The sequence below is a fragment of the Micromonospora marina genome (assembly GCF_900091565.1).
In the GTDB taxonomy this organism is placed as follows: Bacteria; Actinomycetota; Actinomycetes; order Mycobacteriales; family Micromonosporaceae; genus Micromonospora; species Micromonospora marina.
Window position 1 is genome coordinate 1 of record NZ_FMCV01000035.1, and the last position, 21846, is coordinate 21846.

At 74.1% G+C, this 21846-nt stretch carries 16 protein-coding genes and 1 pseudogene; 6 read left to right on the forward strand and 11 right to left on the reverse strand.

Annotated features, from left to right (window positions below; all coding sequences use genetic code 11):
- Positions 1 to 1107, forward strand: a 1107-nt coding sequence (glnA, locus tag GA0070215_RS26515; protein ID WP_091051253.1) for a type I glutamate--ammonia ligase, incomplete at its 5' end; no start/stop codon positions are given.
- A gap of 58 nt (positions 1108 to 1165) precedes the next feature.
- Here glnA (GA0070215_RS26515) and mptB (GA0070215_RS26520) read toward each other — a convergent pair.
- Together mptB (GA0070215_RS26520) and mptB (GA0070215_RS26525) are read right to left on the reverse strand one after the other, a co-directional pair.
- A complete protein-coding gene (gene mptB / locus GA0070215_RS26520; RefSeq protein WP_091051311.1) occupies positions 1166 to 2653 on the reverse strand; it encodes a polyprenol phosphomannose-dependent alpha 1,6 mannosyltransferase MptB in 1488 nt (495 codons plus the stop codon).
- An 11-nt stretch (positions 2654 to 2664) separates the two neighbouring features.
- Positions 2665 to 4077, reverse strand: coding sequence for a polyprenol phosphomannose-dependent alpha 1,6 mannosyltransferase MptB (gene mptB / locus GA0070215_RS26525; RefSeq protein WP_091051259.1), 1413 nt, complete (start codon positions 4075 to 4077; stop codon positions 2665 to 2667).
- Positions 4078 to 4113: 36 nt separating this feature from the next.
- On the opposite strand from mptB (GA0070215_RS26525), the gene GA0070215_RS26530 reads away from it, so the two are divergent.
- Entirely contained in the window at positions 4114 to 5754 is a 1641-nt protein-coding gene (locus GA0070215_RS26530) for a hypothetical protein (RefSeq protein WP_091051265.1), read from the forward strand.
- Positions 5755 to 5910: 156 nt separating this feature from the next.
- On the opposite strand, the gene GA0070215_RS26535 is transcribed toward GA0070215_RS26530, so the two are convergent.
- Both GA0070215_RS26535 and GA0070215_RS26540 read right to left on the reverse strand, forming a co-directional pair.
- A complete protein-coding gene (locus GA0070215_RS26535; protein ID WP_091051267.1) occupies positions 5911 to 8934 on the reverse strand; it encodes a bifunctional [glutamine synthetase] adenylyltransferase/[glutamine synthetase]-adenylyl-L-tyrosine phosphorylase in 3024 nt (1007 codons plus the stop codon).
- Positions 8935 to 8936: 2 nt separating this feature from the next.
- Positions 8937 to 9704 carry a type 1 glutamine amidotransferase gene (locus GA0070215_RS26540; RefSeq protein ID WP_091051273.1) on the reverse strand — a complete coding sequence of 256 codons (768 nt, stop codon included), beginning with the start codon at positions 9702 to 9704 and terminating at the stop codon, positions 8937 to 8939.
- A 112-nt stretch (positions 9705 to 9816) separates the two neighbouring features.
- Here GA0070215_RS26540 and GA0070215_RS26545 point away from each other — a divergent pair, with 112 nt between their 5' ends.
- Positions 9817 to 10692, forward strand: coding sequence for a S66 peptidase family protein (locus GA0070215_RS26545; protein ID WP_369753688.1), 876 nt, complete (start codon positions 9817 to 9819; stop codon positions 10690 to 10692).
- Between the two features lie 72 nt (positions 10693 to 10764).
- Here the strand turns inward: GA0070215_RS26545 and GA0070215_RS26550 are convergent, their stop codons facing one another.
- Positions 10765 to 11661 carry a Vgb family protein gene (locus GA0070215_RS26550; protein WP_091051280.1) on the reverse strand — a complete coding sequence of 299 codons (897 nt, stop codon included), beginning with the start codon at positions 11659 to 11661 and terminating at the stop codon, positions 10765 to 10767.
- A 181-nt stretch (positions 11662 to 11842) separates the two neighbouring features.
- Here GA0070215_RS26550 and GA0070215_RS26555 point away from each other — a divergent pair, with 181 nt between their 5' ends.
- The gene (locus tag GA0070215_RS26555; RefSeq protein WP_018787033.1) at positions 11843 to 12352 is read left to right on the forward strand and encodes a hypothetical protein; all 510 of its coding nucleotides are present in this window, start codon (positions 11843 to 11845) and stop codon (positions 12350 to 12352) included.
- A gap of 214 nt (positions 12353 to 12566) precedes the next feature.
- Here GA0070215_RS26555 and GA0070215_RS26560 read toward each other — a convergent pair whose 3' ends face one another.
- Positions 12567 to 12992 carry a DUF350 domain-containing protein gene (locus GA0070215_RS26560; protein ID WP_091051283.1) on the reverse strand — a complete coding sequence of 142 codons (426 nt, stop codon included), beginning with the start codon at positions 12990 to 12992 and terminating at the stop codon, positions 12567 to 12569.
- Between the two features lie 80 nt (positions 12993 to 13072).
- Entirely contained in the window at positions 13073 to 14422 is a 1350-nt protein-coding gene (gene glnA / locus GA0070215_RS26565; RefSeq protein ID WP_018787035.1) for a type I glutamate--ammonia ligase, read from the reverse strand.
- 136 nt (positions 14423 to 14558) lie between these two features.
- On the opposite strand from glnA (GA0070215_RS26565), the gene GA0070215_RS26570 reads away from it, so the two are divergent.
- A complete protein-coding gene (locus GA0070215_RS26570) occupies positions 14559 to 16319 on the forward strand; it encodes an NAD+ synthase (protein ID WP_018787036.1) in 1761 nt (586 codons plus the stop codon).
- Between the two features lie 119 nt (positions 16320 to 16438).
- Positions 16439 to 17284, forward strand: a complete 846-nt coding sequence (gene panB, locus GA0070215_RS26575; RefSeq protein ID WP_018787037.1) for a 3-methyl-2-oxobutanoate hydroxymethyltransferase — start codon at positions 16439 to 16441, stop codon at positions 17282 to 17284.
- 120 nt (positions 17285 to 17404) lie between these two features.
- On the opposite strand, the pseudogene GA0070215_RS26580 reads toward panB, so the two are convergent.
- The 4 genes and pseudogenes from GA0070215_RS26580 to GA0070215_RS26595 all read right to left on the reverse strand — a co-directional run bounded on the left by GA0070215_RS26580 (position 17405) and on the right by GA0070215_RS26595 (position 21800).
- A pseudogene (locus GA0070215_RS26580) lies at positions 17405 to 18597 on the reverse strand (IS110 family RNA-guided transposase).
- 237 nt (positions 18598 to 18834) lie between these two features.
- A complete protein-coding gene (gene npdG / locus GA0070215_RS26585) occupies positions 18835 to 19533 on the reverse strand; it encodes an NADPH-dependent F420 reductase (protein ID WP_091051288.1) in 699 nt (232 codons plus the stop codon).
- A gap of 66 nt (positions 19534 to 19599) precedes the next feature.
- A complete protein-coding gene (locus GA0070215_RS26590) occupies positions 19600 to 21036 on the reverse strand; it encodes an RNB domain-containing ribonuclease (RefSeq protein ID WP_091051291.1) in 1437 nt (478 codons plus the stop codon).
- Between the two features lie 53 nt (positions 21037 to 21089).
- On the reverse strand, positions 21090 to 21800 hold the full coding sequence (locus GA0070215_RS26595) for a histone (protein ID WP_244167162.1): 711 nt from the start codon (positions 21798 to 21800) through the stop codon (positions 21090 to 21092).
- Positions 21801 to 21846: the final 46 nt, after the last annotated feature.

A 21846-nucleotide genomic window follows, 5' to 3' on the forward strand; every position in this document is an offset into this window, starting at 1 on the left:
CCGCGCAACGTGGCGAAGAAGGCCGAGGCCTACCTCGCCGCCAGCGGTATCGCCGACACCGCGTACTTCGGCGCCGAGGCGGAGTTCTACATCTTCGACTCGATCCGCCACGAGACCTCCGCGCACCAGTCGTTCTACTACATCGACTCGATCGAGGGCGCCTGGAACAGCGGCCGGATCGAGGAGGGCGGCAACCGCGGCTACAAGACCGCGTACAAGGGCGGCTACTTCCCGGTGCCCCCGGTGGACCACTACGCCGACCTGCGCGACCGGATCGTGCGGCGCCTCGTCGACGGCGGCTTCACCGTCGAGCGCTCGCACCACGAGGTCGGCACCGCCGGCCAGTCGGAGATCAACTACAAGTTCTCCACCCTGCTGCACGCCGCCGACCAGCTCCAGCTGTTCAAGTACATCGTCAAGAACGAGACCTGGGCCGCCGGCAAGACCGCGACGTTCATGCCGAAGCCGCTGTTCGGTGACAACGGCTCCGGCATGCACACCCACCAGAGCCTCTGGCGCGGCGGCGAACCGCTGTTCTACGACGAGACCGGCTACGCCGGCCTGTCCGACACCGCCCGCTGGTACATCGGCGGCCTGCTGCACCACGCCCCGTCGCTGCTCGCCTTCACCAACCCCACCATCAACTCCTACCGTCGCCTCGTGCCCGGCTTCGAGGCCCCGGTCAACCTGGTCTACTCCCAGCGCAACCGCTCCGCCTGCACCCGCATCCCGGTCACCGGCAGCAACCCGAAGGCCAAGCGCGTCGAGTTCCGGGTGCCGGACCCGTCCAGCAACCCGTACCTGGCGTTCTCGGCCATGATGATGGCCGGCCTCGACGGCATCAAGAACAAGATCGAGCCGCCGGCCCCGATCGACAAGGACCTCTACGACCTCCCACCGGAGGAGTGGGGCGACGTCAAGCAGGTCCCGGGTTCGCTGCCGGAGGTGCTCAACGCGCTGGAGGCCGACCACGACTACCTGCTCGACGGCGGCGTGTTCACGCCCGACCTGATCTCCACCTGGGTCGACTGGAAGCGGGCCAACGAGGTCGACCCGGTGCGCCTGCGCCCGACCCCGCACGAGTTCGCGATGTACTTCGACTGCTGAGCACGCTCGTCAGCACCGGCCGGGCCGGCTCCGCGATGGCGGAGCCGGCCCGGCCGTTTCACGCGGTACGGCGGCGCAGCGCGGCCCGGAGGCCGGCCACCGCGACGACCACCACCAGCGCCGTCATCAGCACCGCGCCCGGCGCCTTGCTGAACCGGGCCAGGTTGGAGCCGTCCGGCAGGGTGAGGGCCGACGCCACCGCGCTGGGTGCCACGAACCAGACCTGCCGGGCAAGCGGCACCGCCGCGACCGCGAGCAGCGTCAGCGGCCAGATCGCGTACCAGGGGTGGAAGACCGGGGCGAGCAGCACCGTGGCGGCGAGCGCCAGGCCCGCGCCGAGCAGCACCACCCGGGGGCGGGCGCGCGTCAGCCGGGCCACCCGCTGCCGGGCGTCGTCGAGCCGCCGTAGCGTCGTCCACGCCCACCACCAGAGCGCGACGAGCGTTCCGGTCAGCAGCACCAGCGCGACCGCCCGGATCACCGGCACCGCCGCCGGCCGCCGCCCGGCCAGCTCCCCGGCGTAGTCGACGACGAACCCGATCGCGGTCGGCGGGGAGGTCCACTGCTGCGAGTCGCCGCTGTGGCCGAGCCCGTCCACCCAGCCCAGCCCGAGGCCGGTGGCGAGCGACACGACCAGCAGCGTGCCGAGCACCGACGCGGCCAGTTGCCCGCCGTCGCGCAGCAGCGCCCGCCACGTGTAGCGGCCCAGCACGGCGGCGAGCGCAGCGAACGGCAGCGCCACCACCGCGACCGCCTTCACCGCCACCGCCAGGCCCAGCAGCACCCCGGCGACCAGCAGCGCGCGCGGCCTGCCCGGCAGGCGGACCAGCACCAGCAGGCCGAGCAGGAGCAGCCCCAGCGCGAGCGCGTCGTTGTGCGCGCCCGCCACCAGGTGGATCCCGACCAGTGGGCAGGCGAGCACCAGCCAGGCGGCCCGGCGGGTGGGCACCCCGGCGGCGCGGGCCAGGCCGGGCAGGCAGAGCGCGACCAGCAGCACCCCGGCCACCGCGGCCAGCCGCAGCGCCACGATCGCCCCGATGAGGCCGCCACCGGCAAGGACGGCGAGCCCGGCCAGCAGCACGAAGAACGGCCCGTACGGTGCCGGGGTGTCCCGCCAGATCGGCGGCACCGAGTCGGTCCACGGGCAGCCGGCCCCGGCGACTCCCACCCGGTACGGGCTGAGGCCCTGCGTCCACGTCCAGCCCTGGCAGGCGTACGAGTAGACGTCGCGGCTGCCGATCGGCGGCGCGGCGAGCAGCGGCAGCGACCAGAGCCCGGCGGTCAGGTACGCCCACCGTCCGGACGGCGCGCCCCACCGCAGCGACCACCAGGCGCCCACCAGCAGGAGCGTCCCGGCCAGCCAGCAGCCGAGCGCCACCGGCCCGTGCGGGGCCGCCCAGATCGCGGCGAGCGTGCCGCGCGACGGCGTACCGGGAAGCGCGCCGCCGAGCCATCCGGCGGCGGTGAGCAGCACCGCCCCGGCGAGGCCGGCGTAGCGGGCGAGACCGGCGGCGACCGGCCGGACAGGTCCGTCGGGCTCGCTCACCGGCACTCTCCTCAGTCCGCGGGAACCGGCTGCCGACCCTGGCGAGCCGACCGTACCAACCACACCACCAGCCCGATCACGAACAGGGTCATCAGGGGCGCACCGGGCATCTTGGTGTACCTGGGTAAACCGGTGCCGTCGGCCAGCACCAGAAATGACGACACCACGGTGACGATCGAGAACCAGAGCGTGCGGTGCGCGGTGGCGGCGAGCACCGCCAGCGGCCACAGCCAGTACCAGGGGTGGAACAGCGGGGAGAGCGCGATCGTGGCGGTCAGCGCCAGCCCGGCGTGCCAGAACGGTTCACCGCGGCGGAACGACCGGAACCACAGCCAGATCAGCACGGCGATCAGCACGACCATGCCGATCGCCCGGGTCACCGGCAGCGCGTCGACATGCACGCCGAACGGCGCCAGCAGGTAGCCGACGGTCTGCCCCACCGCTGTCGGCGGCGAGGTCCAGGCCACCACCAACCCGCCCTGTTCCAGCCCGCTGATGAACCCCAGCCCCAGGCCGGACGCGACGGTCGCCGCGGCGAGCGCCGCGAGCGAGCCGCCGACCACCCACCCGCCGTCGCGCACGAGCGTCCTGATCCGGTACGCCCCGGCGATCGCGGCCAGCGCGGCGAACGGCATCACGACCAGCGCGGTGACCTTGACGGCGGCAGCCAGCCCGAGCAGCGCCCCACCGGCGAGCAGCGGTCCGGGCCGCCCCGGACGGGCCGCCACCACCGCCAGCCCGGCAACGAGCAGGCCGATCATCAACGCGTCGTTGTGCGCGCCGGAGACCAGGTGCACGGGGACCAGCGGGCTCGCCAGCGCCAGCCAGAGCGCCCGCTGCGGCGGCACCCCGCAGCGGCGGGCCAGCACCGGCAGGGCCCACGCGGTGAGCGCCACCCCGGCCACGGCGAGCACCCGGAACAGCGCGACGGCGGCGAACAGCGACCCGGTGGCCTCCACCACCGCACCGGCGAGCAGCACGAACAGCGGCCCGTACGGCGCCGGGGTGTCCCGCCAGATGAAGGAGATGGTGTCCAGCCAGGGGCAGGGCAACGCTGACACGCCCTGCTCGTAGGGGTTGATCCCGGCCGAGAAGCTGGCGCCCTGGCAGGCGTACGCGTACACGTCTCGGCTGCCCAGCGGCGGCGCGACAAGCATCGGGAGCAGCCAGAGCGCGACGGTGACCAGCACCCACCGGGCCGACGGCACCCGGTTCCGCAGCGACCACCAGGCCCACGCCAGCAGCCCGGTGCCGAGCAGCCACAACCCGATGATCAGCGGCCCGTCCGGGCCCTGCCAGATGCTGACCGGGGTGGGACGCAACTCTCCGTCGGGCAGGGCGCCGCCGAGGAACGCGGCCACGGCGAGCAGTACGGAGCCCGCCAGGCCGATCCAGCGCGAGAGGTGGTGAGGCACGTCCGACATGCTGCCAGTACGGTGGTTCGCGATCAGGAGGTGGGCATGCGGGGCGGTCGGGTGGTGGCGGTCTCCGCCGTGTCGGCGCTCGTGCTCGCCGCGTTCCACCTCACGCTGCCGGCCACCGGCTCGGACCTGTCCGCGCAGGTGGCCCGCGCCGGCTTCTTCGCCGAGCACGGTGCCGCCCTGGTGGACCTGCGCTGGTACGGCGGCGTGCACCCGTGGGGTTACAGCCTCGTCTCGCCGCCGCTGATGGCGCTGCTCGGGGTACGTGTCACCGGCGCGCTCGCCCTGCTCGCCTCCGCCACCGCGTTCGCCGCCCTGCTGGTGCGGGCCCGGGTGCCCCGACCGCTGCTGGGCAGCCTGGTCGGCGTGGTCACGATCGCCGGCAACCTGGTCTCCGGCCGGGTCACGTACGCCCTCGGCGTCGCGTTCGGCCTGGCCGCGCTGCTGGCGCTCACCGTTCCTGCCCGCCGCACCCGCCTCGCCGCCGGTGCCGCCGCCGAGCCGGTCGGGCCCGGCGCTTCCGGTCGTGACCGGAGCGTCTGGGCGACCGTCGCCGCCGCTGCCGCCGCGCTGCTCGCCTCCGCGGCCAGCCCGGTGGCCGGGCTGTTCGTCGGGCTCGCCGGCGTCGCGCTGCTGCTGATCCGCCGGTACGCCGACGGCCTGCTGCTCGCCGTGCCGGCCGCCGCGCCACTCGCCGTGACCGGGCTGCTGTTCGGCGAGGGCGGCTGGATGAACATCAGCACGGCCGACACCGTGCACGCCGTGGTGACGAGCCTTCTGGTCGCGGCACTCGTGGCGTACCGGCCGGTGCGGGCGGGCGCGCTGCTGTCCGCGGCCGGGGTGCTGGCGTCGGCGCTGCTGCACACCCCGGTCGGGCTGAACGCCACCCGGCTGGTGGTGATGTTCGCGCTGCCGGTGCTGGCCGCCGCCGCGACGCTCCCCGCCCCACTCGCCGATCGACTGCGCCCTGCCGGTCGGCGCTCCCGGGTCGCCGGAGCGGCCGGGCTGGCCGCTCTGCTGGCGGTGGTCTGCTGGTGGCAGCCGCCGGTGGTCACCGCCGACCTGCGCAGTGCCGACGACCCGACGGCCGACCCGGCGTACTTCGCGCCGCTGCGCACGGAGTTGGCCCGGCGCGGGCTCACCGGGCGGGTGGAGGTGCCGCCGACCCGCAACTACTGGGAGGCGGCCCACATGGGCGAGGTGCCGCTGGCCCGGGGCTGGCTGCGGCAGGCCGACATCGACCGCAATCCGCTGTTCTTCACCACGGTGCCCGGCGCGGACGGCACCGGCGTCCCGCTCACCCCGGTCACCTACCGGGACTGGTTGGCCGACAACGCGGTGCAGTACGTGGCGGTGCCCGACGCCGAGTTCTCCTGGGTGGGTGCGTCGGAGGCGAAGCTGGTGGAGGCGGGCCAGCCGTACCTGACCGAGGTCTGGTACGACCGGCACTGGAAGCTGTACGCGGTCACCGAGCCGACTCCGCTGGTCGGCGCGCCGGGCGAGCTGATCCGCCAGGACGGTGCCTCGATCACGTTCCGCGCCCCCGCCGCCGGCCCGATCCCGATCCGGGTGCGCCACACCCGCTGGCTCACCGCCTCGGGCGGCGCCGCAGTCACCCCGAACGGCACCTGGACCACGGTGACGGTCCCCCAGGCGGGCACCTACACCCTCACCAGCTGATCCACCGTCCCCTGAGCGCGGCGATCTTGCGCTTTCTGCCCCGGCAAATCGGGCCTATCCGGCCTGCGCGGGGCCGCAACTGCACGATCGCCGCGCGGGACGGCGTGCGGGGGCGCGGAGGGCGGGGTGGGAGGGCGCGGCGGACGGGCGCAGGGGCTAGAGGGGGGACTCCAGGATTCGCTGGACGACCGTGCGGGAGTGGCGGCCGGTGCGCAGGTACTCGTCGAGGAACTCGCCCTGGTCCTCGCGCCCCAGCAGCCGCACCACCCCGGCCAGCTCCACCCCGTGCCGGGGCAACTGGTCCCCGGCCCGGCCGCGTACCAGCATCAGCGCGTCGCGCACCTCGGCGGCGAGCGTCCAGCCGGCGGCCAGCTCGGCGGCGTCGGACGGGTCGAGCAGGCCGGCGTCGCGGGCGGCGGCGAGGGCGTCGAGCGTACGGGTGCCGCGCAGGGCGGGCACCTGACCGGCGTACCGGAGCTGGAGCAACTGCACCGCCCACTCGACGTCGGCCAGCCCGCCCCGGCCCAGCTTGGTGTGGGTGGCCGGGTCGGCGCCGCGGGGCAGCCGCTCGGTCTCCACCCGCGCCTTGATCCGGCGGATCTCGACCACCTGCTCGCGGCTCAGCCCCTCGGCCGGGTAGCGCACCGGCTCGATCATGGCTTCGAACTCGGCGCCCAGGTCGGCGTCGCCGCAGACGAACCGGGCGCGCAGCAGCGCCTGCGCCTCCCACACCCGCGACCAGCGCGCGTAGTACTGGGCGTACGCGGCCAGGCTGCGGACCAGCGGGCCCTGCCGGCCCTCGGGGCGCAGGTCGGCGTCGACGCCCAGCGGCGGGTCGGGAGCGGGCGCGGACAGCAGCCGGCGCAGTTCCTCGGCGACGGCGTGGGCCGCGGCGCTGGCGGCGCTCTCCTCCACCCCGGGCGGCGGGTCGTAGACGAACAGCACGTCGGCGTCGGAGAGGTAGTTCGACTCGTACCCGCCGAGCCGGCCCATGCCGATCACCGCGAAGCGCAGGCCGGGCGGTCCGGGGTGGACGGTACGGGCGGCGCGCAGCGCGGCCGCCAGTGTGGCGTCGGCGACGTGGGACAGCGCGGTGCCGACCGCCGTCACGTCCACCACTGTGGGCCGGCGTTCCCCGCCGCCGACCGGGCGCGGGGTGAGCGGGGCGAGCGAACCGGCGCGGCTGAGCACGTCGGCGGCGGCGATCCGGACCAGTTCCCGGCGGCGCAGCGCGCGGACCGCCCGGATCGCCTCGACCGGGTCGTCGTGGCGGGCGGCAGCGGCGGCGAACCCCTCGACGAGCGTCGCCCGTGGACGCGGGGTCAGTTCGCTGTCCTCGGCGAGCAGCCGCAGCGCCTCCGGTTCGCGGGCCAGCATGTCGGCCGCGTACCGGGACGACGACAGCACCCGGGCCAGCCGGCGCGCCACCGGGCCGGAGTCGCGCAGCAGGCGCAGGTACCACGGGGTGCTGCCGAGCTTGTCGGAGACCTGCCGGTAGTTGAGCAGCCCGCGGTCCGGCTCGGGGGCGTCGGCGAACTCGTCGAGCAGCACCGGCAGCAGCGTGCGCTGGATGGCGGCGGTACGGCTGACCCCGCCGGTGAGCGCCTGGAGGTGCCGCAGCGCGCCGGCCGGGTCGGCGAAACCGAGCACCTCCAGCCGGTGGCGGGCCGCCTCGGGCGTGAGGCGCAGCCCTTCGGCCGGTACCCGGGCCACGGCTTCCAGCAGCGGCCGGTAGAGCAGTTTGGCGTGCAGCCGGCGTACCTCGGCGGCGTGGGTGACCCACTCGGCGCGGAACTCCTCGACGGCGCTGCGGCCCGGCGTGGCCGCGTAGCCGAGCGCGGCGGCGAGCCAGCGCAGCGCGGCCGGTTCGGTCGGCACGGTGTGGGTCCGGCGCAGGGCCTGGAGCTGGAGCCGGTGCTCGACGGCGCGCAGGAAGCGGTAGCCGCGCAGCAGCGCCTCCCCGTCGGCGCGGCCCACGTAGCCACCGGCGACGAGCGCGCGCAGCGCCGGCACGGTGCCCGGCACCCGCAGCGACTCGTCGCCCCGGCCGTGCACGAGCTGGAGCAGCTGGACGGCGAACTCGATGTCGCGCAGCCCGCCCGGACCGCGCTTGATCTCGCGTTCCAGCTCCTTCGGCGGCACGTTGTCGAGGATCTTGCGGCGCATCGACCGGACGTCCTCGACCGCCTCGGGGCGTTCGGCGGCGGTCCACACGAGCGGGGCCAGCGCGTCGATCCACTCCTTGGCCAGCTCCAGGTCGCCCGCCGCCGGGCGGGCCTTGAGCAGCGCCTGGAACTCCCAGGTGCGGGCCCAGCGCTTGTAGTAGGCGAGGTGGCTGGCGAGCGTGCGGACCAGCGGGCCCCGGTTGCCCTCCGGACGCAGCGCGGCGTCGACCGGCCAGGCCACCAGCCCGCAGATCTGGATCAGCCGGGTGGCGACCTGGGTGGCGGCGGGCAGGTCGTCGTCAGTCGCGGAGACGAAGATGACATCGACGTCGGAGACGTAGTTCAGCTCGTCGCCACCGCACTTGCCCATCGCCACCACTGCCAGCCGGGGGCGTGGCGTGCCGTCGGGCAGCTCGTCGGCGGCGATGTCGTACGCGGCGGCCAGCGTGGCGTCGGCCAGCCCGGACAGCGCCGCCATGGTCTGCTCCAGGCCGCGCCCGCCGGTCAGGTCGGCCGCCGCGATTCGCAGCAGCGCGAGCCGGTACGCCTGCCGCAGCAGCGGGACCGCGCCGGTCATGGTGGTCAGCCGGGCCGCGACGCTCAGGTCGAGCCGCCCGTCCGCGGTGGGGGCGAGCCCGTCCGGCTCGGTCGCCAGCACCGCCCACTGGCCGGGGTTGGCCACCAGGTGGTCGCCGAGCGCTGAGGAGGCGCCGAGCACCGCGATCAGCCGGCGGCGCAGCCCGGGGTCGGCGGCCAGGGCGTCGCGTACGGCCGTCTCGTCGCCGGAGCGCCGCTCGGACTCGACCAGCCGGTGCAGCTGACGCAGGGCCAGGTCCGGATCGGCGGCGCGGGACAGCGAGGCGAGCATCTCGGCGGCGCTGTCGTCGGCGGGCTCCTGGGTGTCGGGCCGCCACAGGGCGAGCCCGTCCGGGCCGAGCAGGTCCGCGGCGCGGACGGCGCCGTCGCCCTCGGCGAATCCGTAGCGGGCCAGGCGCCCGCGGGCCGGCCGGGCCACCGTCAGGCCCCGAGCAGCGGCAGGCTGCGGCGCGGGTTGTCGTCGCCTAGTTCGCCGAGCGCGAGCGCGGCGAACCGGATCGCGAACGGCTGCCACGCCTCCTCGACGTCGGCCATCGCCCGGTCGCAGGCGGCCACCACCAGCTCCGGGTCGTAGCCCAGCTCGGCCAGCACCGCCGAGTCGCGGGACCACTCGGCGATCATCGCGGTGTCGCACTCGATGTGGAACTGCAACCCCCAGGCCCGGTCGCCGAGGCGGAACGCCTGGTGCGGGTAGCGGGTGGACGCGGCCAGCAGCGTCGCGCCGTGCGGCAGCTCGGTGATCTCGTCGGCGTGCCACTGGAGCACGTCGGGCATCAGCGGCACGTACCGGAACAGCGGGTCGTCCTCGGCGGCGTCGCGCCGGCCCACCAGCGCCGGGCCGACCTCCGGGCCGGACGGGCTGCGCTCGACCCGGCCGGCGTGCGCGGTGGCGAGCAGTTGCGCGCCGAGGCAGACGGCGAGCGTGGGCACCCGCTGCCGGACCGCCTTGCGCAGCAGCCCTTCCAGTGCCGGGAACCAGGGCGCGCCGGGGCCGCCGTCCGGCCCCGGGTACGCCTGCTGGTCGCCGCCGAGCACGACGAGCGCGGCGTACCCCTCCAGGTCGGCGGGGAGCGGGTCACCGGCGTGCGGACGCAGCACGCGCAGCTCCAGGCCCCCTTCGGTGAGCCACTCCCCCAGTCGGCGGAGGTCGTCGGTCGGGTCGTTCTCGATCACCAGAGCGGTCGCCACGACGTCGAGGCTAACCGGTGCGCCCGACCGGGCCGGTTCCGGCAGGCCCTAGGCTCCGATCGTGCCTGACGACTGCCTGCGCCCACCGGCCCTGCGTCCCGGCGACGCGGTGATGCTGGTGTCCCCGTCCGGGCCGACCCGTCCCGAACGGGTGGCCCGCGGCGTCGAGTTGCTCACCGGCTGGGGGTTGCGGCCGGTGCCCGCGCCCAACGCGTACGCCCGCCGGGGTTACCTGGCCGGCGACGACGCGCTGCGGGCCGCGGACCTGAACGCGGCGTTCGCCGACCCGGAGATCCGCGGGGTGGTCTGCACCCGGGGCGGCTACGGCGCGCAGCGGGTGGTCGACCTGATCGACATGGCGGCGGTACGCCGGGATCCGAAGGTGGTGGCCGGGTTCTCCGACATCACCGCGGTGCAGTTCGCGCTCTGGCGGGGTGCCCGGCTGGCCGGGGTGCACGGGCCGGGCGCCGCGTGGCGGGACGAGCGCACGCCGATCCGCTCGGCCGAGTCGCTGCACGCCGCGCTGACCAGCACCGAGCCGGTGACGGTGGCGGCGGTCGAGGCGGAGGAGACGTACCCGGTGCGGGTGCCCGGCCGGGCCGGGGGCCGGCTGCTCGGCGGCAACCTGTGCCTGATCACCGCATCCGTCGGCACGCCTGACATGCCCGACCTGACCGGGGCGGTCCTGCTGGTCGAGGAGGTGCAGGAGCCGCCGTACAAGATCGACCGGATGCTCACCCACCTGCGCCGCTGCGGCGCGCTGGACGGGATCGCCGGAGTGGCGGTCGGCCAGTTCACCGAGTGCGCGGACGGCTGGGACACCACTGTCGTGGACGTGCTCACCGACCGCCTGGGCGACCTCGGCGTACCGGTCCTCGGCGGCCTGCCCGTCGGCCACGGCCCCGGCCAGCTCACCGTCCCGGTGGGTACCCCCGCCACCCTGGACGCCACCGCAGGCACCCTGACGGTGACCGCCGCCGTCCGCTGACCCGAGGCCGAGGCCCGGCGGTCATGAGGTTGGCGGCAGTCGTGGATCTCTGGACTGCCGCCAACCTCATGATCAACCCTGGGAGGGCGGGGCCAGGTGGGCCACGGCGCCGATCTCCAGGGCGGCCCAGACCGCACCGTCGGGGGTGACCGTGAGACCGTGCGGCTCGGACGCGGGGGTGGGCAGGGGGTGGGCGGTGACGTGGCCGTCGGGGTCGACGTGGCCGATGCGGTTGGCGCCCCACTCGGTGAACCAGCAGCCACCGGCCGGGTCGGCGACGATCGCGTGCGGGCGCGCCGCCCGGTCCGGCAACGGGAACTCGTCGATCCGCCCGTCCGGGGTGATCCGGCCGATCTGCCCGGCGAGGATCTCGACGAACCAGAGCGCGCCGTCGCCACCGCGGGTGATGCCGACCGGCCCGGCCGCCCCGGTGGGCAGCGGATGCACCGACACCTTCCCGTTCAGGTCGACCCGGGCGATCGCGTTGCCCTGGTTGAGCGTGAGCCAGAGCGCGTCGTCCGGGCCGGCCGCCAGCATCGACGGGAAGCCCTCGGCCACCGGCAGCGGGAACGACGTGACCTCCCCGTCGACGCTCACCCGGCCGACCGTGTCGTCGCTCATGCCGGCGTACCAGAGCGCGCCGTCCGCGCCCACCGCCAGCCCGCAGGGGCCGCAGCCGGGCGGCAGCGCCACCGAGCCGGTCTCGCCGCCGACGGTGATCCGGCCGAGCCGGTCGTCGCCCGAGCGGCTGTACCAGAGCGCGCCGTCGGGGCCGGCGACGATGATCAGCGGGCGGCTGCCGGGCGGGTCGCCGCGGTAGGTCCGTACCTCACCGTCGAGACCGAGCCGGGCGACGCCGCCGGAGCCGGCCAGCGCCAGCCAGAGCGCGCCGTCGGGCCCGACCGTGATCGAGTACGGGCCGGAGCCCGGCCCGGTGAGCGGGATCTCGCGGATGGCGGGCTTCGTCATCAAGTGGCCTTTCGTCGGGTTTCGCCCAGCCTCGCGGGCACTTCGACACCCCGGCAAAGCGAATAAAAGGGGCCTTCCGGACGGAATTGCCAGCTCGCTGACAGGTCCGCCACGGGTGGCCCTCAGTTCCGGCGACCACTGTCGGTGACGTCATCGCACCACCACCGAACAGGAGAATCGCATGATCCGCACGATGTCGAAGAAGCACCTGCTGGCCGGCCTGGCCGCTGCCGGCATGCTCGGCGTCGGGATCGCCGCCCCGACGGTGGCGCTCGCCGACGACAAGAGCCCGAACCCGTCCTCGAGCGCCAGCACCACCGACCAGGGTGACGACCGCCGCCAGAAGCACGCCGACCGGCAGGCCGAGTTCGCCGAGGCGCTCGCCGAGGAGCTGGGCGTCTCGACCGACAAGGTCACCGCGGCGCTGGAGAAGCTGCGCGAGCAGCGCCAGGGCGACCGCCCGGAACGCCCGGAACGGCCGTCGACCGAGGACCGGCAGGCAGCGCTGAAGGAGCGGCTGGACCAGGCCGTCACCGACGGCGAGCTCACCCAGGAGCAGGCCGACGCGGTGCTCGAAGCCGCCGAGGCGGGCGTGTTCCCGGGCCCGGGCAAGGGCGGCCACCACGGCCGGGGTGGCGACAAGCCCGGCCAGGGCGCCGAGGCCGGGCAGGAGGGCCAGGGCGGCAAGTGACGTGGTGGCCCCGCCGCCCCGCACCGGCCGTTCCCTCCTCCTGGCCGGAGCCGAGCGGGGCCACCCGTGGTGGCGGTGCCCGACCGGGCACCGCCACCACGCCGCTACGGGTGCTGTCGCCCCGGTCCGGCGACGGCGCGCACCCGAAGCGCGCTCAGCCCTCGGCCCGCGGGGCGAAGACACCGAGCAGGTTGCCCGGGAGGACGGGACCGCTTCAGGCGATGCAGGCGCAGACGATCAGCGCGGCGCCGAAGTGGGTGGCGGCGCTGACCCTGGCGGCCGGATGCGGCTGCTCGGCGGCGATGACGTCACCCAGCTTGCCCGGGGTGAGCAGGTCCAGCACGAGGAACGCCAGCGCCATCACCAGCAGACCGACCAGCCCGAACACCACAGTGGACGCGAGCCCCTTGGTGAACGAGCTGTAGCTGGTCAGGATGGCCGTGAAGACGATGCCGGCGATGCCGACCTGGTTGGCGGCGAGCAGCAACGCGGCGTTGCCGTTGCGGCGCACCCAGATCAGCTCCCGCAACTTGCCCGGGGTGAGCAGGTCGACGAGCAGGAAGCCGGCGGCCATCAGCGCCACCCCGACGATCCCGAAAACGATGCTCTGCCACGCCCCGTCGAGCAGATCTCCCAGCACCAACGCCTCCCCGGCTCACCCCGCCCGGCGGTGGTGCCGGGGCGGTGCCGCAGACGATAGCGGCACCGCGCCAGCGTGATCTAGAGCGAGAGGTAACGCTGCCGCTCGTACGGGGTGACCTCGCGGCGGTACTGCTCCCACTCGGAGCGCTTGTTGCGCAGGAAGAAGTCGAAGACGTGCTCGCCGAGCACCTCGGCGACCAGCTCGGACCCGGCCATCACGTCGATCGCCTCGGCCAGGTTCTCCGGCAGCGCCTCGTAGCCCATGGCGCGGCGCTCGGCGCTGCTCAGCGACCAGACGTCGTCCTCGGCGCCCGGCGGCAGCTCGTAGCCCTCCTCGATGCCCTTGAGGCCGGCACCGAGCATCACCGCGAACGCGAGGTAGGGGTTGGTCGCCGAGTCCAGCGAGCGGACCTCGACCCGGGCCGAGTTCGGCTTGCCGTACGCGGGCACCCGCACCAGCGCCGACCGGTTCAGGTGACCCCAGCAGACGTACGCCGGGCTCTCGGTGATCCGGTCCGGCAGCGCCTGCGGGAACAGCCGCTTGTACGAGTTGACCCACTGGTTGGTGACGGCGGTGTACTCGCGGGCGTGGGTGAGCAGCCCGGCGATGAACGACTTCGCGACCTTGGAGAGCTTCATCGGGTCGCCGGCGTCGTGGAACGCGTTGCGCTCCCCCTCGAACAGCGACAGGTGCGTGTGCATGCCGCTGCCCGGCTGGTCGGTGAACGGCTTCGGCATGAAGCTGGCCTGCACGCCGGTGGAGAGCGCGACCTCCTTCACCACGTGCCGGAACGTCATGATGTTGTCGGCGGTGGTGAGCGCGTCGGCGTAGCGCAGGTCGATCTCCTGCTGGCCGGGGGCGACCTCGTGGTGGCTGTACTCCACCGAGATGCCGATCCGCTCCAGCGCCAGCACGGCCTGGCGGCGGAAGTCCCGCGCGACGGCGTGCGTGGTGTGCTCGAAGTAGCCGCCGGTGTCCACCGGAATGGGCACCGAGCCGTCCTGCGGACCGTTCTCCAGCAGGAAGAACTCGATCTCCGGATGGGTGTAGAAGGTGAAGCCCTTGTCGGCCGCCCGGGAGAGCATCCGGCGCAGCACGTGCCGCGGGTCGGCCCAGGACGGGCTGCCGTCGGGCAGCATGATGTCGCAGAACATCCGGGCGCTCTCGCCGCTGACCCCGCCCTCGAACGGGAAGACCTGGAACGTGGTCGGGTCCGGCATGGCCACCATGTCCGACTCGAACACCCGGGCGAAGCCCTCGATCGCGGAGCCGTCGAAGCCGATGCCCTCCTCGAAGGCCGCCTCCAGCTCCGCCGGGGCCACCGAGACGCTCTTGAGCGTGCCGAGCACATCGGTGAACCACAGCCGGACGAAACGGATGTCCCGCTCTTCCAGCGTGCGGAGGACGAACTCCTGCTGACGGTCCACTTCCACCCCTCGTGACACGTACGTCCGCACCGGTCGGGCCGGCCGGGCCTGACCGCCCAGTCTCCACCGGGCTCGTTACGCCGACGTTACGCCTTCCCCGGCCGGCCGTCCCGGACGGCTGGGGGAAGATGGAGCCATGCCCACCCTTCGTCTCGCCCTGTGCCAGGTCAACCCGACGGTAGGCGACCTCGCCGGCAACGCCGGCCTGGTCCGCACGTGGACCCGTCAGGCCGCCGACGCCGGCGCCCAGCTCGTCCTGTTCCCCGAGCTGATGCTCACCGGTTACCCGGTCGAGGACCTGGTGTTCCGCCGCTCGTTCGTGGCCGCGTCCCGTGCCGCGCTGCACCGGCTCGCCGCCGACCTGGCCGCCGACGGTCTCGGTGACCTGCCGGTACTGGTCGGCTACCTGGACGCGGACGGCCCCCCGCAGGTCAGCTCGGACGCCGAGCCGGGCCGGGGCGCCCGCAACGCGGCGGCGCTGCTGCACCGGGGCGAGGTGGTGGCCACCTACTTCAAGCACCACCTGCCCAACTACGGCGTCTTCGACGAGGACCGCTACTTCGTCCCCGGTGACACGCTGACGGTGGTGCGCGTGGGCGGGGTCGACGTGGCGCTGACCATCTGCGAGGACCTGTGGCAGGCCGGCGGCCCGTTCGCGGTGGCCCGGGAGGCCGGCGTCGGGCTGGTGCTGAGCATCAACGGCTCGCCGTACGAGCTGAACAAGGACGACGTGCGGCTGCCGCTGGTGCGTCGGCGCGCCGCCGAGGCCGGGGCCGCCGTCGCGTACGTGAACATGGTCGGCGGCCAGGACGAGCTGGTCTACGACGGTGACTCGATGATCGTCGCCGCGGACGGCACGCTGCTGACCCGGGCGCCGCAGTTCGTCGAGCACCTGCTCGTGCACGACCTGGAGCTGCCGGCGGCCGCGGGTGCGCCCGGCGGGACCGGCGCACCGGCCGACGGGATGCGCGTGGCCCGCCACGACCTCCCGGCGATCCCGGCCGCGCCGTCCGGCCCGGCTGCCGACGGCGGCGTCATCGAGCCGGTCGCCGACGAGCCCGAGGTGTGGCACGCGCTGGTGCTGGGCCTGCGCGACTACGTCGACAAGAACCGGTTCCCGTCCGTGGTGCTCGGCCTGTCCGGCGGCATCGACTCCGCGGTGGCGGCGGCGATCGCGGTGGACGCGGTCGGCCCGGACCGCGTGGTCGGCGTCTCGATGCCCAGCCAGCACTCCTCCGAACACTCCCGCACCGACGCCGAGGACCTGGCGAAGCGCACCGGCCTGGACTACCGGGTCGAGCCGATCCAGCCGATGGTGGACACGTTCCTGGCGAACATGTCGCTGTCCGGGGTGGCGGTGGAGAACCTCCAGGCACGGGTACGCGGCGTGATCCTCATGGCGCTGTCGAACCAGGAGGGCCACCTGGTGCTCACCACCGGCAACAAGAGCGAGCTGGCGGTGGGTTACTCGACGCTCTACGGCGACTCGGTGGGCGGCTACAACCCGGTCAAGGACGTCTGGAAGACGCTCGTGTGGCGGCTGGCGAAGTGGCGCAACGCCGACGCGGTACGGCGCGGGCAGACGCCGCCCATCCCGGAGAACTCGATCGGCAAGCCGCCGTCGGCCGAGCTGAGCCCCGGCCAGCTCGACAGCGACACGCTGCCCGACTACGACGTGCTCGACCCGATCCTGATCGGCTACGTCGACGGCGACCTGGGCCGCGACGGCCTGGTCGAGTCCGGCCACGACCCGGCCGTGGTGGACAAGGTGCTGCGGATGGTGGATACCGCCGAGTACAAGCGACGGCAGTCGGCGCCCGGCACCAAGATCTCCATGAAGGCGTTCGGGCGGGACCGGCGGCTGCCGATCACCAACCGGTGGCGCGAGGACGGCTGACCGCTTCCCCGGCCGGGGAGTGAAATCCTCCACTCCGACCTGCCCGCGGCCCGCCGCCCGGTGCGACGATCGCGGGGAACCCGGGGACCGCGTGCGCGGCCTCGAGGAAGGAGATTGTCATGGTGGAGTCCACCCCGGCCGAGGTGACCGCCCTCTACGGCGGGCCGGCCACCCGGCGGGTACGCGCCCGCGACCTGATCGCCGCCAAGGAGCGCGGCGAGCGGTGGGCGATGCTGACCTCGTACGACCAGTACACGGCCTCGATCTTCGACCAGGCGGGGATCCCGGTGCTGCTGGTCGGCGACTCGGCGGCGAACAACGTCTTCGGCTACGAGACCACGCTGCCGGTGACCGCCGAGGAGTTGCTGCCGCTGGTCCGTGCCGTGGTACGGGCCACGAAACACTCACTGGTCGTCGGTGACCTGCCGTTCGGCTCGTACGAGGAGGGGCCGGCGCAGGCGCTGCGCACCGCGGTGCGGTTCATGAAGGAGGGCGGCTGCCACGCGGTGAAGCTGGAGGGCGGGCGGCGCTGCGCCGCCCAGATCGAGGCGATCACCGGCGCCGGCATCCCGGTGATGGCGCACGTCGGCTTCACCCCGCAGAGCGAGCACACCCTCGGTGGCTACCGGGTGCAGGGCCGGGGTGACGCCGCCGAGGAGGTGCTCGCCGACGCGCGGGCGGTGGCCGAGGCGGGCGCGTTCGCGGTGGTGCTGGAGATGGTGCCCGGCGAGGTGGCGAAGCGGGTCACCGCCGAGCTGCCCATCCCCACCGTCGGGATCGGGGCCGGCCCGGACACCGACGGGCAGGTGCTGGTCTGGCAGGACATGGCCGGGCTGCGGACCGGCCGGGCGCCGCGTTTCGTCAAACGCTACGCCGACCTGGCCGGTGCGCTCACCGACGCCACCCGCCGGTTCGCCGACGAGGTGCGTGACGGCGAGTTCCCCGCGGCCGAGCACACCTTCTGAGGGTGCAAGGAAGGGCCCCTTCTTAACGCCTCGCGTAGAGGAGGGGCCCCTTCTTAACACGCGCTGCCGCCGTGCCCACCGCCCACGGCGCGGGCGGGGGGGGTGTCCCTATGGTTTTTGTCAAGCGGCGAGGGCGAGCTTTTCTGCCGGTTTGTGTTGGTAGGGGGTTCGGGTGCGGAGCATGGCGTGTAGGACGTCGACGCGGCGGCGGGCGAGGCAGATGAGAGCGGCGTTGTGTTTCTTGCCCTCGGCGCGCTTGCGGTCGTAGTAGGCCCGGCTCAGCGGGTCAGACAGTGCGGCGAACGCGGATAGGAAGAACGCGCGTTTCAGCTGCTTGTTGCCGCCTCTGGGCGGGTGCTCGCCGCGGATGCTGGTGCCGGAGCGGCGGGTGACAGGCGCGAGTCCGGCGTAGGCGGCCAGGTGAGCGGAGGTGGGGAACGAGGTGACGTCGCCGACTTCGAGCAGGATCCGGGCTGCGGTCCTGATCCCAACGCCGGGCATCGAGATCAGGACCTCGGCAAGAGGGTGCGCATCGAGCATCTCCTCGACCTGGACGGCGATCTGGTCACGCTGCTTCAGCAGTTCACGAAGGCTGTCGGCGAGTCTGGGCAGGATCGTTTCGGCGGCGATGGTGCCCGGGACGACGACGGTTTGGGCGTCCAGGGCGGTGAAGATCTGCTCGACGAGGCGGGCGCCCATCCGAGGTGCACGCGGCGTGACGATCTCGGCGAGCTTCGACCGGCCGGCCTTGCGCAGCCCGGCCGGGCCGCCGCACCGCGACAGCAGCTCCAGGACGGCTTGGTGCTGAACTTTTGGGCCCAGCACGCGCTCGAGAGGCGGGTGAATCTGGGTGAGCAGGCCGTGGATGCGGTTCGCGACGCGGGTGACCTCACCGGCGAGGTCGTCGTCGTAGCCAACCAGCATCTCCAGCTCGGCGAGGGTGTCGTCGCCAGCGTCCGGGCGGCGTCAGCGATCACGTAGGCGTCGCGGGCGTCGGTCTTCGCGGTGCCCGGGTGCAGGTCGGCGAGACGGCGCATGACCAGACCGGGCAGGTAGGCGATCTGATGCCCACACGCGCGGGCGACCGCGACGGGCAGGGCGCCGATCGAGGCAGGCTGGTCCACCACCGCCAGAATCCGGCCGTGCCTGCCGAGTTTGTCGAACAGTTTCCGCAGCCCAGCCTCGGTGTTCGGCAACGCCGCGTCATGCAGCCGCTTACCCGCCGGACTCAGCGCGACCGCGTGATGGCCGCTCTTGCCGACATCGAGGCCGAGGAACACGCCGTACTCGTTGGTCACGTCTCGCCTCCCCATGGTCCACAAGGGCTCGGCCGCTGGTCAGAGCGTCGGACTGCCGGCAGCCACGTTACGGAGAGACCTACCCACGAGGGGCGGCCGGGTCCCTATCAGCGGTCCGCCGACGCCACCCGGCCCGGCGACAACACCCCCCGGATCATGCGTACGACAGGGGCAGGTAGTCATACCGGACCGAGCGACCGAGCAGTCCCCGGCTGGGGACGATCAAAAAGGTAACGGGACGGCGGCAGCGCGTCAGAGGTCGGTGACCCGGATGCCGGCGTGCGCCTTGTAGCGCTTGTTGATCGCGATCAGGTTGGCGGTGAACGCCTCGATCTGGTGGGCGTTGCGCAGCCGCCCGGCGTAGATGCCCCGCATGCCGGGGATCCGCGCGGCCAGCGCGGCGACCACGCCCACGAGTTCCCGGTCCTCGGTGCAGATCAGCACGTCCAGGTCGATCCGGTCGATCTCCGGGTCGGCCAGCAGCGGCGCGCTGACGTGGTTGAACGCGGCGCAGACCCGCGACTCGGGCAGCAGCGCGGCGGCCTGCTGCACGGCGCTGCCCTCGGCGACGGTCCGCGCGTACGGGCCCTGCTTGTCGAAGCCGAGCGGGTTGACGCAGTCCACCACGATCTTGCCGGTCAGCGGTCCGGCGAGCGCGGCGACGGTGGCCGCGTGCCCCTCCCACGGCACCGCGACGATCACCACGTCGCTGCGCCGGGCGACGTCCTCGTTGTCGCCGCCGGAGACCAGAGCGCCGTCGGGCACCCCGGGCAGGGCGGCGATCTCGGCGGCGGCCTGGGTGGCCCGCTCGGCGGTACGGGAGCCGATCAGCACGGTCTGCCCGGCTCGGGCGAACCGGTAGGCGAGACCCCGTCCCTGGTCGCCGGTGCCACCGATGATGCCGACGGTCAGCCCGGAGACGTCGGGCAGCGTGGTCGCGTCGTAAGCCATGGGCTCATCCTCGCAAAGCGGGGCGGCGAGCGGTGCGTCCCGATGCTGTGACAATCGCCGCGCCGGTCACGCCCGTTCGAAAGCGACCCGGCGCTGGGCCGGGTCGGCGACGGTGAGCCGCACCCGGACGCGTTCGCCGAGCGGCAGCTCGCCGGTGCAGCGGGCGCGCACCGGCGGCTCGTCGAGCGCGATCGTGCCGCCGGGCGGGCGGCCCTGACGGCCGTTGCCCGCCGGACGCGGTTCGTCCACGTCGAGCACCGCTGCATCGAACGTCTCCCCCACCCGGTGCGCGAGCAGCACCGCCTCGGCCAGCTCCACCGCGCCCCGGGTGGCCGCGCCGGCGATCCGGTCGGTCGCGGCCATCGCCTCGGGCAGCTTCGGCAGCGCGGCCCGGACCTGCTCGGGCACGTCGCGGCCCTCGTGCAGCGCCAGGCAGACCTCGGTGGCGTAGCGGTCGGCCAGCCGGCGCAGCGGCGCCGTCACGTGCGCGTACGCGGCGGCCACCCCGCCGTGCTCGGGCTGCTCGGGCAGTTCCCCGTCGAACGCGGTGTACGCGGCGCCGCGCATCAGCTCGGCGGCCTGGTCGACGAAGGCGGCCACCCGGGGCTGGGAGGTGTCCAGCCCGTCGAGCACCTGACCTACCGGCGTGCCGTCCGGCCAGGGCACGCCGAGCGGGCCGGCGGCGAGCCGCAGCCGTTCGACCGCCTCCGGGCGTGGGCGGGGCATGGTGCGCAGCAGCCCGATCCGGCCGGCCAGCATGATGTCTGCCGCGGCCATCCCGGTCAGCAGCGAGATCTGGGCGTTGTGCTCCTCCATCGGGACGGGCCCGCGCAGCACCAGCCGCCACCCGTCGCCGTCGGACTCGACGTCCTGCTCCGGCAGCGGCAGGCTGATCGCGCCCCGGCTCAGTCCCCGCGCGGTGAGCAGGGCCCCGATCTCGGGCAGCAGGGCGATCGGCTCGGGCAGCCGGCCGGCGTCGGCGTCGCGCTGCACGCCGGCGTAGTCGAGCTTGGCCCGGCTGCGCACCAGCGCCCGCTCCAGCGCGACGGCGACGGTGCCGCCGTCGGCGTCCAGGTCGACGGTCCAGAGCACGGCGGCCCGGTCGGCGTCGGGCAGCAGGCTCGCCGCCCCCTCGCTGAGCGTGTGCGGGTGTAGCGGCACGTTGCCGTCGGGCAGGTAGACCGTCTGCCCCCGGCGCCACGTCTCGGCCTCCAGGTCACCGCCGAGGCGTACGTGGGTCAGGACGTCCGCGATCGCGTACCGGACGCGGTAGCCGCCGCCGGGACGGCGGGTGAGGTGCATGGCCTGGTCGAGGTCGCGCGAGGTCGCCGGGTCGACGGTGACGAACGGGATGTCGGTCCGGTCGGCGACGGCCGGTGGCGGCGCGGCGGCGGCCAGGTCGGCCTCGCGCTGCGCCGCGGCCGGGAAGCCCTCGGGCAGTCCCAGCTCGCGGCGCAGCGCGCCGAAGTCGATACGGGGCGCCAGTACGCGTCGGATCACCACGCGGTCAATCCTGACAGCGCCCCGCACGTTCCGCTTCCCGGGAGGGAGCGGCGTCAGGCGCGGCGGGCCGGCGCCTTACGTGCGGTGGTGGTCTTCGCGGTCGTGCTCTTGCGGGCCGGCGCCTTCTTCGCGGCGGTGGTCTTCTTCGCCGCCGTCGTGCTCTTGCGCGCGGTGGTGGTCTTGCGCGCGGGTGCCTTCTTCGCCGCCGCCTTGCGCGCCGTGGGACGCGTCGAGGCGGTGGTCTTCTTCGCCGGCGCCTTCTTCGCCGCCGCGGTGACCTTCCGCGCGCCCGTGGTCTTCGCCGCCGCCGTCGTCTTCTTCGCCGCCGTCGTCTTGCGGGCCGGCGCCTTCTTCGCGGTCGCGGTGGTCCGGGCCGTCGTGGTCTTCCGGGCCGCTGTGGTCTTCTTCGCCGCCGCCGTCTTCTTGGCCGCCGTGGTCTTCTTCGCGGTCGTCTTCTTCGCCGTGGTCTTCTTGGCCGGCGCGCTCTTGGCGGTGGCCCGGCCGGCCGGCGCCGTACGGCCCGTGGTCTTCTTCGCCGCCGTCCGGCTGGTTGTGGTCTTGGTGGCCGGCGCCTTACGGGCCGCCGACACGACCTTCCTGGCGGCCGCCTTCTTCGCCGCCGCCTTCTTCGCCGGGGTCCGTCCGGCGCCGGCGCCCGAGGCGTTCGGCGACGCCTTGGTGACCGTGGTCGTCCTGCCCGCGGCGCTTCTCTTCGCGGTCGTCCGTTTCGCGGCCGGGCGGGTGGCCTGCTGTGCTTCGGCCATCTCGGTTCCCTTTCCTGGGGACGTGCTCTCGCCCTCGCGGAGCACG

Bases quoted from the DNA above. Each gene is read 5' to 3' on its own strand.
- mptB (WP_091051259.1), bottom strand. From the start codon at position 4,077: ATGTCGGACGTGCCTCACCACCTCTCGCGCTGGATCGGCCTGGCGGGC.
- GA0070215_RS26530 (WP_091051265.1), top strand. From the start codon at position 4,114: ATGCGGGGCGGTCGGGTGGTGGCGGTCTCCGCCGTGTCGGCGCTCGTG.
- GA0070215_RS26545 (WP_369753688.1), top strand. From the start codon at position 9,817: ATGCTGGTGTCCCCGTCCGGGCCGACCCGTCCCGAACGGGTGGCCCGC.
- GA0070215_RS26550 (WP_091051280.1), bottom strand. From the start codon at position 11,661: ATGACGAAGCCCGCCATCCGCGAGATCCCGCTCACCGGGCCGGGCTCC.
- GA0070215_RS26555 (WP_018787033.1), top strand. From the start codon at position 11,843: ATGATCCGCACGATGTCGAAGAAGCACCTGCTGGCCGGCCTGGCCGCT.
- GA0070215_RS26570 (WP_018787036.1), top strand. From the start codon at position 14,559: ATGCCCACCCTTCGTCTCGCCCTGTGCCAGGTCAACCCGACGGTAGGC.
- panB (WP_018787037.1), top strand. From the start codon at position 16,439: ATGGTGGAGTCCACCCCGGCCGAGGTGACCGCCCTCTACGGCGGGCCG.
- npdG (WP_091051288.1), bottom strand. From the start codon at position 19,533: ATGGCTTACGACGCGACCACGCTGCCCGACGTCTCCGGGCTGACCGTC.
- GA0070215_RS26595 (WP_244167162.1), bottom strand. From the start codon at position 21,800: ATGGCCGAAGCACAGCAGGCCACCCGCCCGGCCGCGAAACGGACGACC.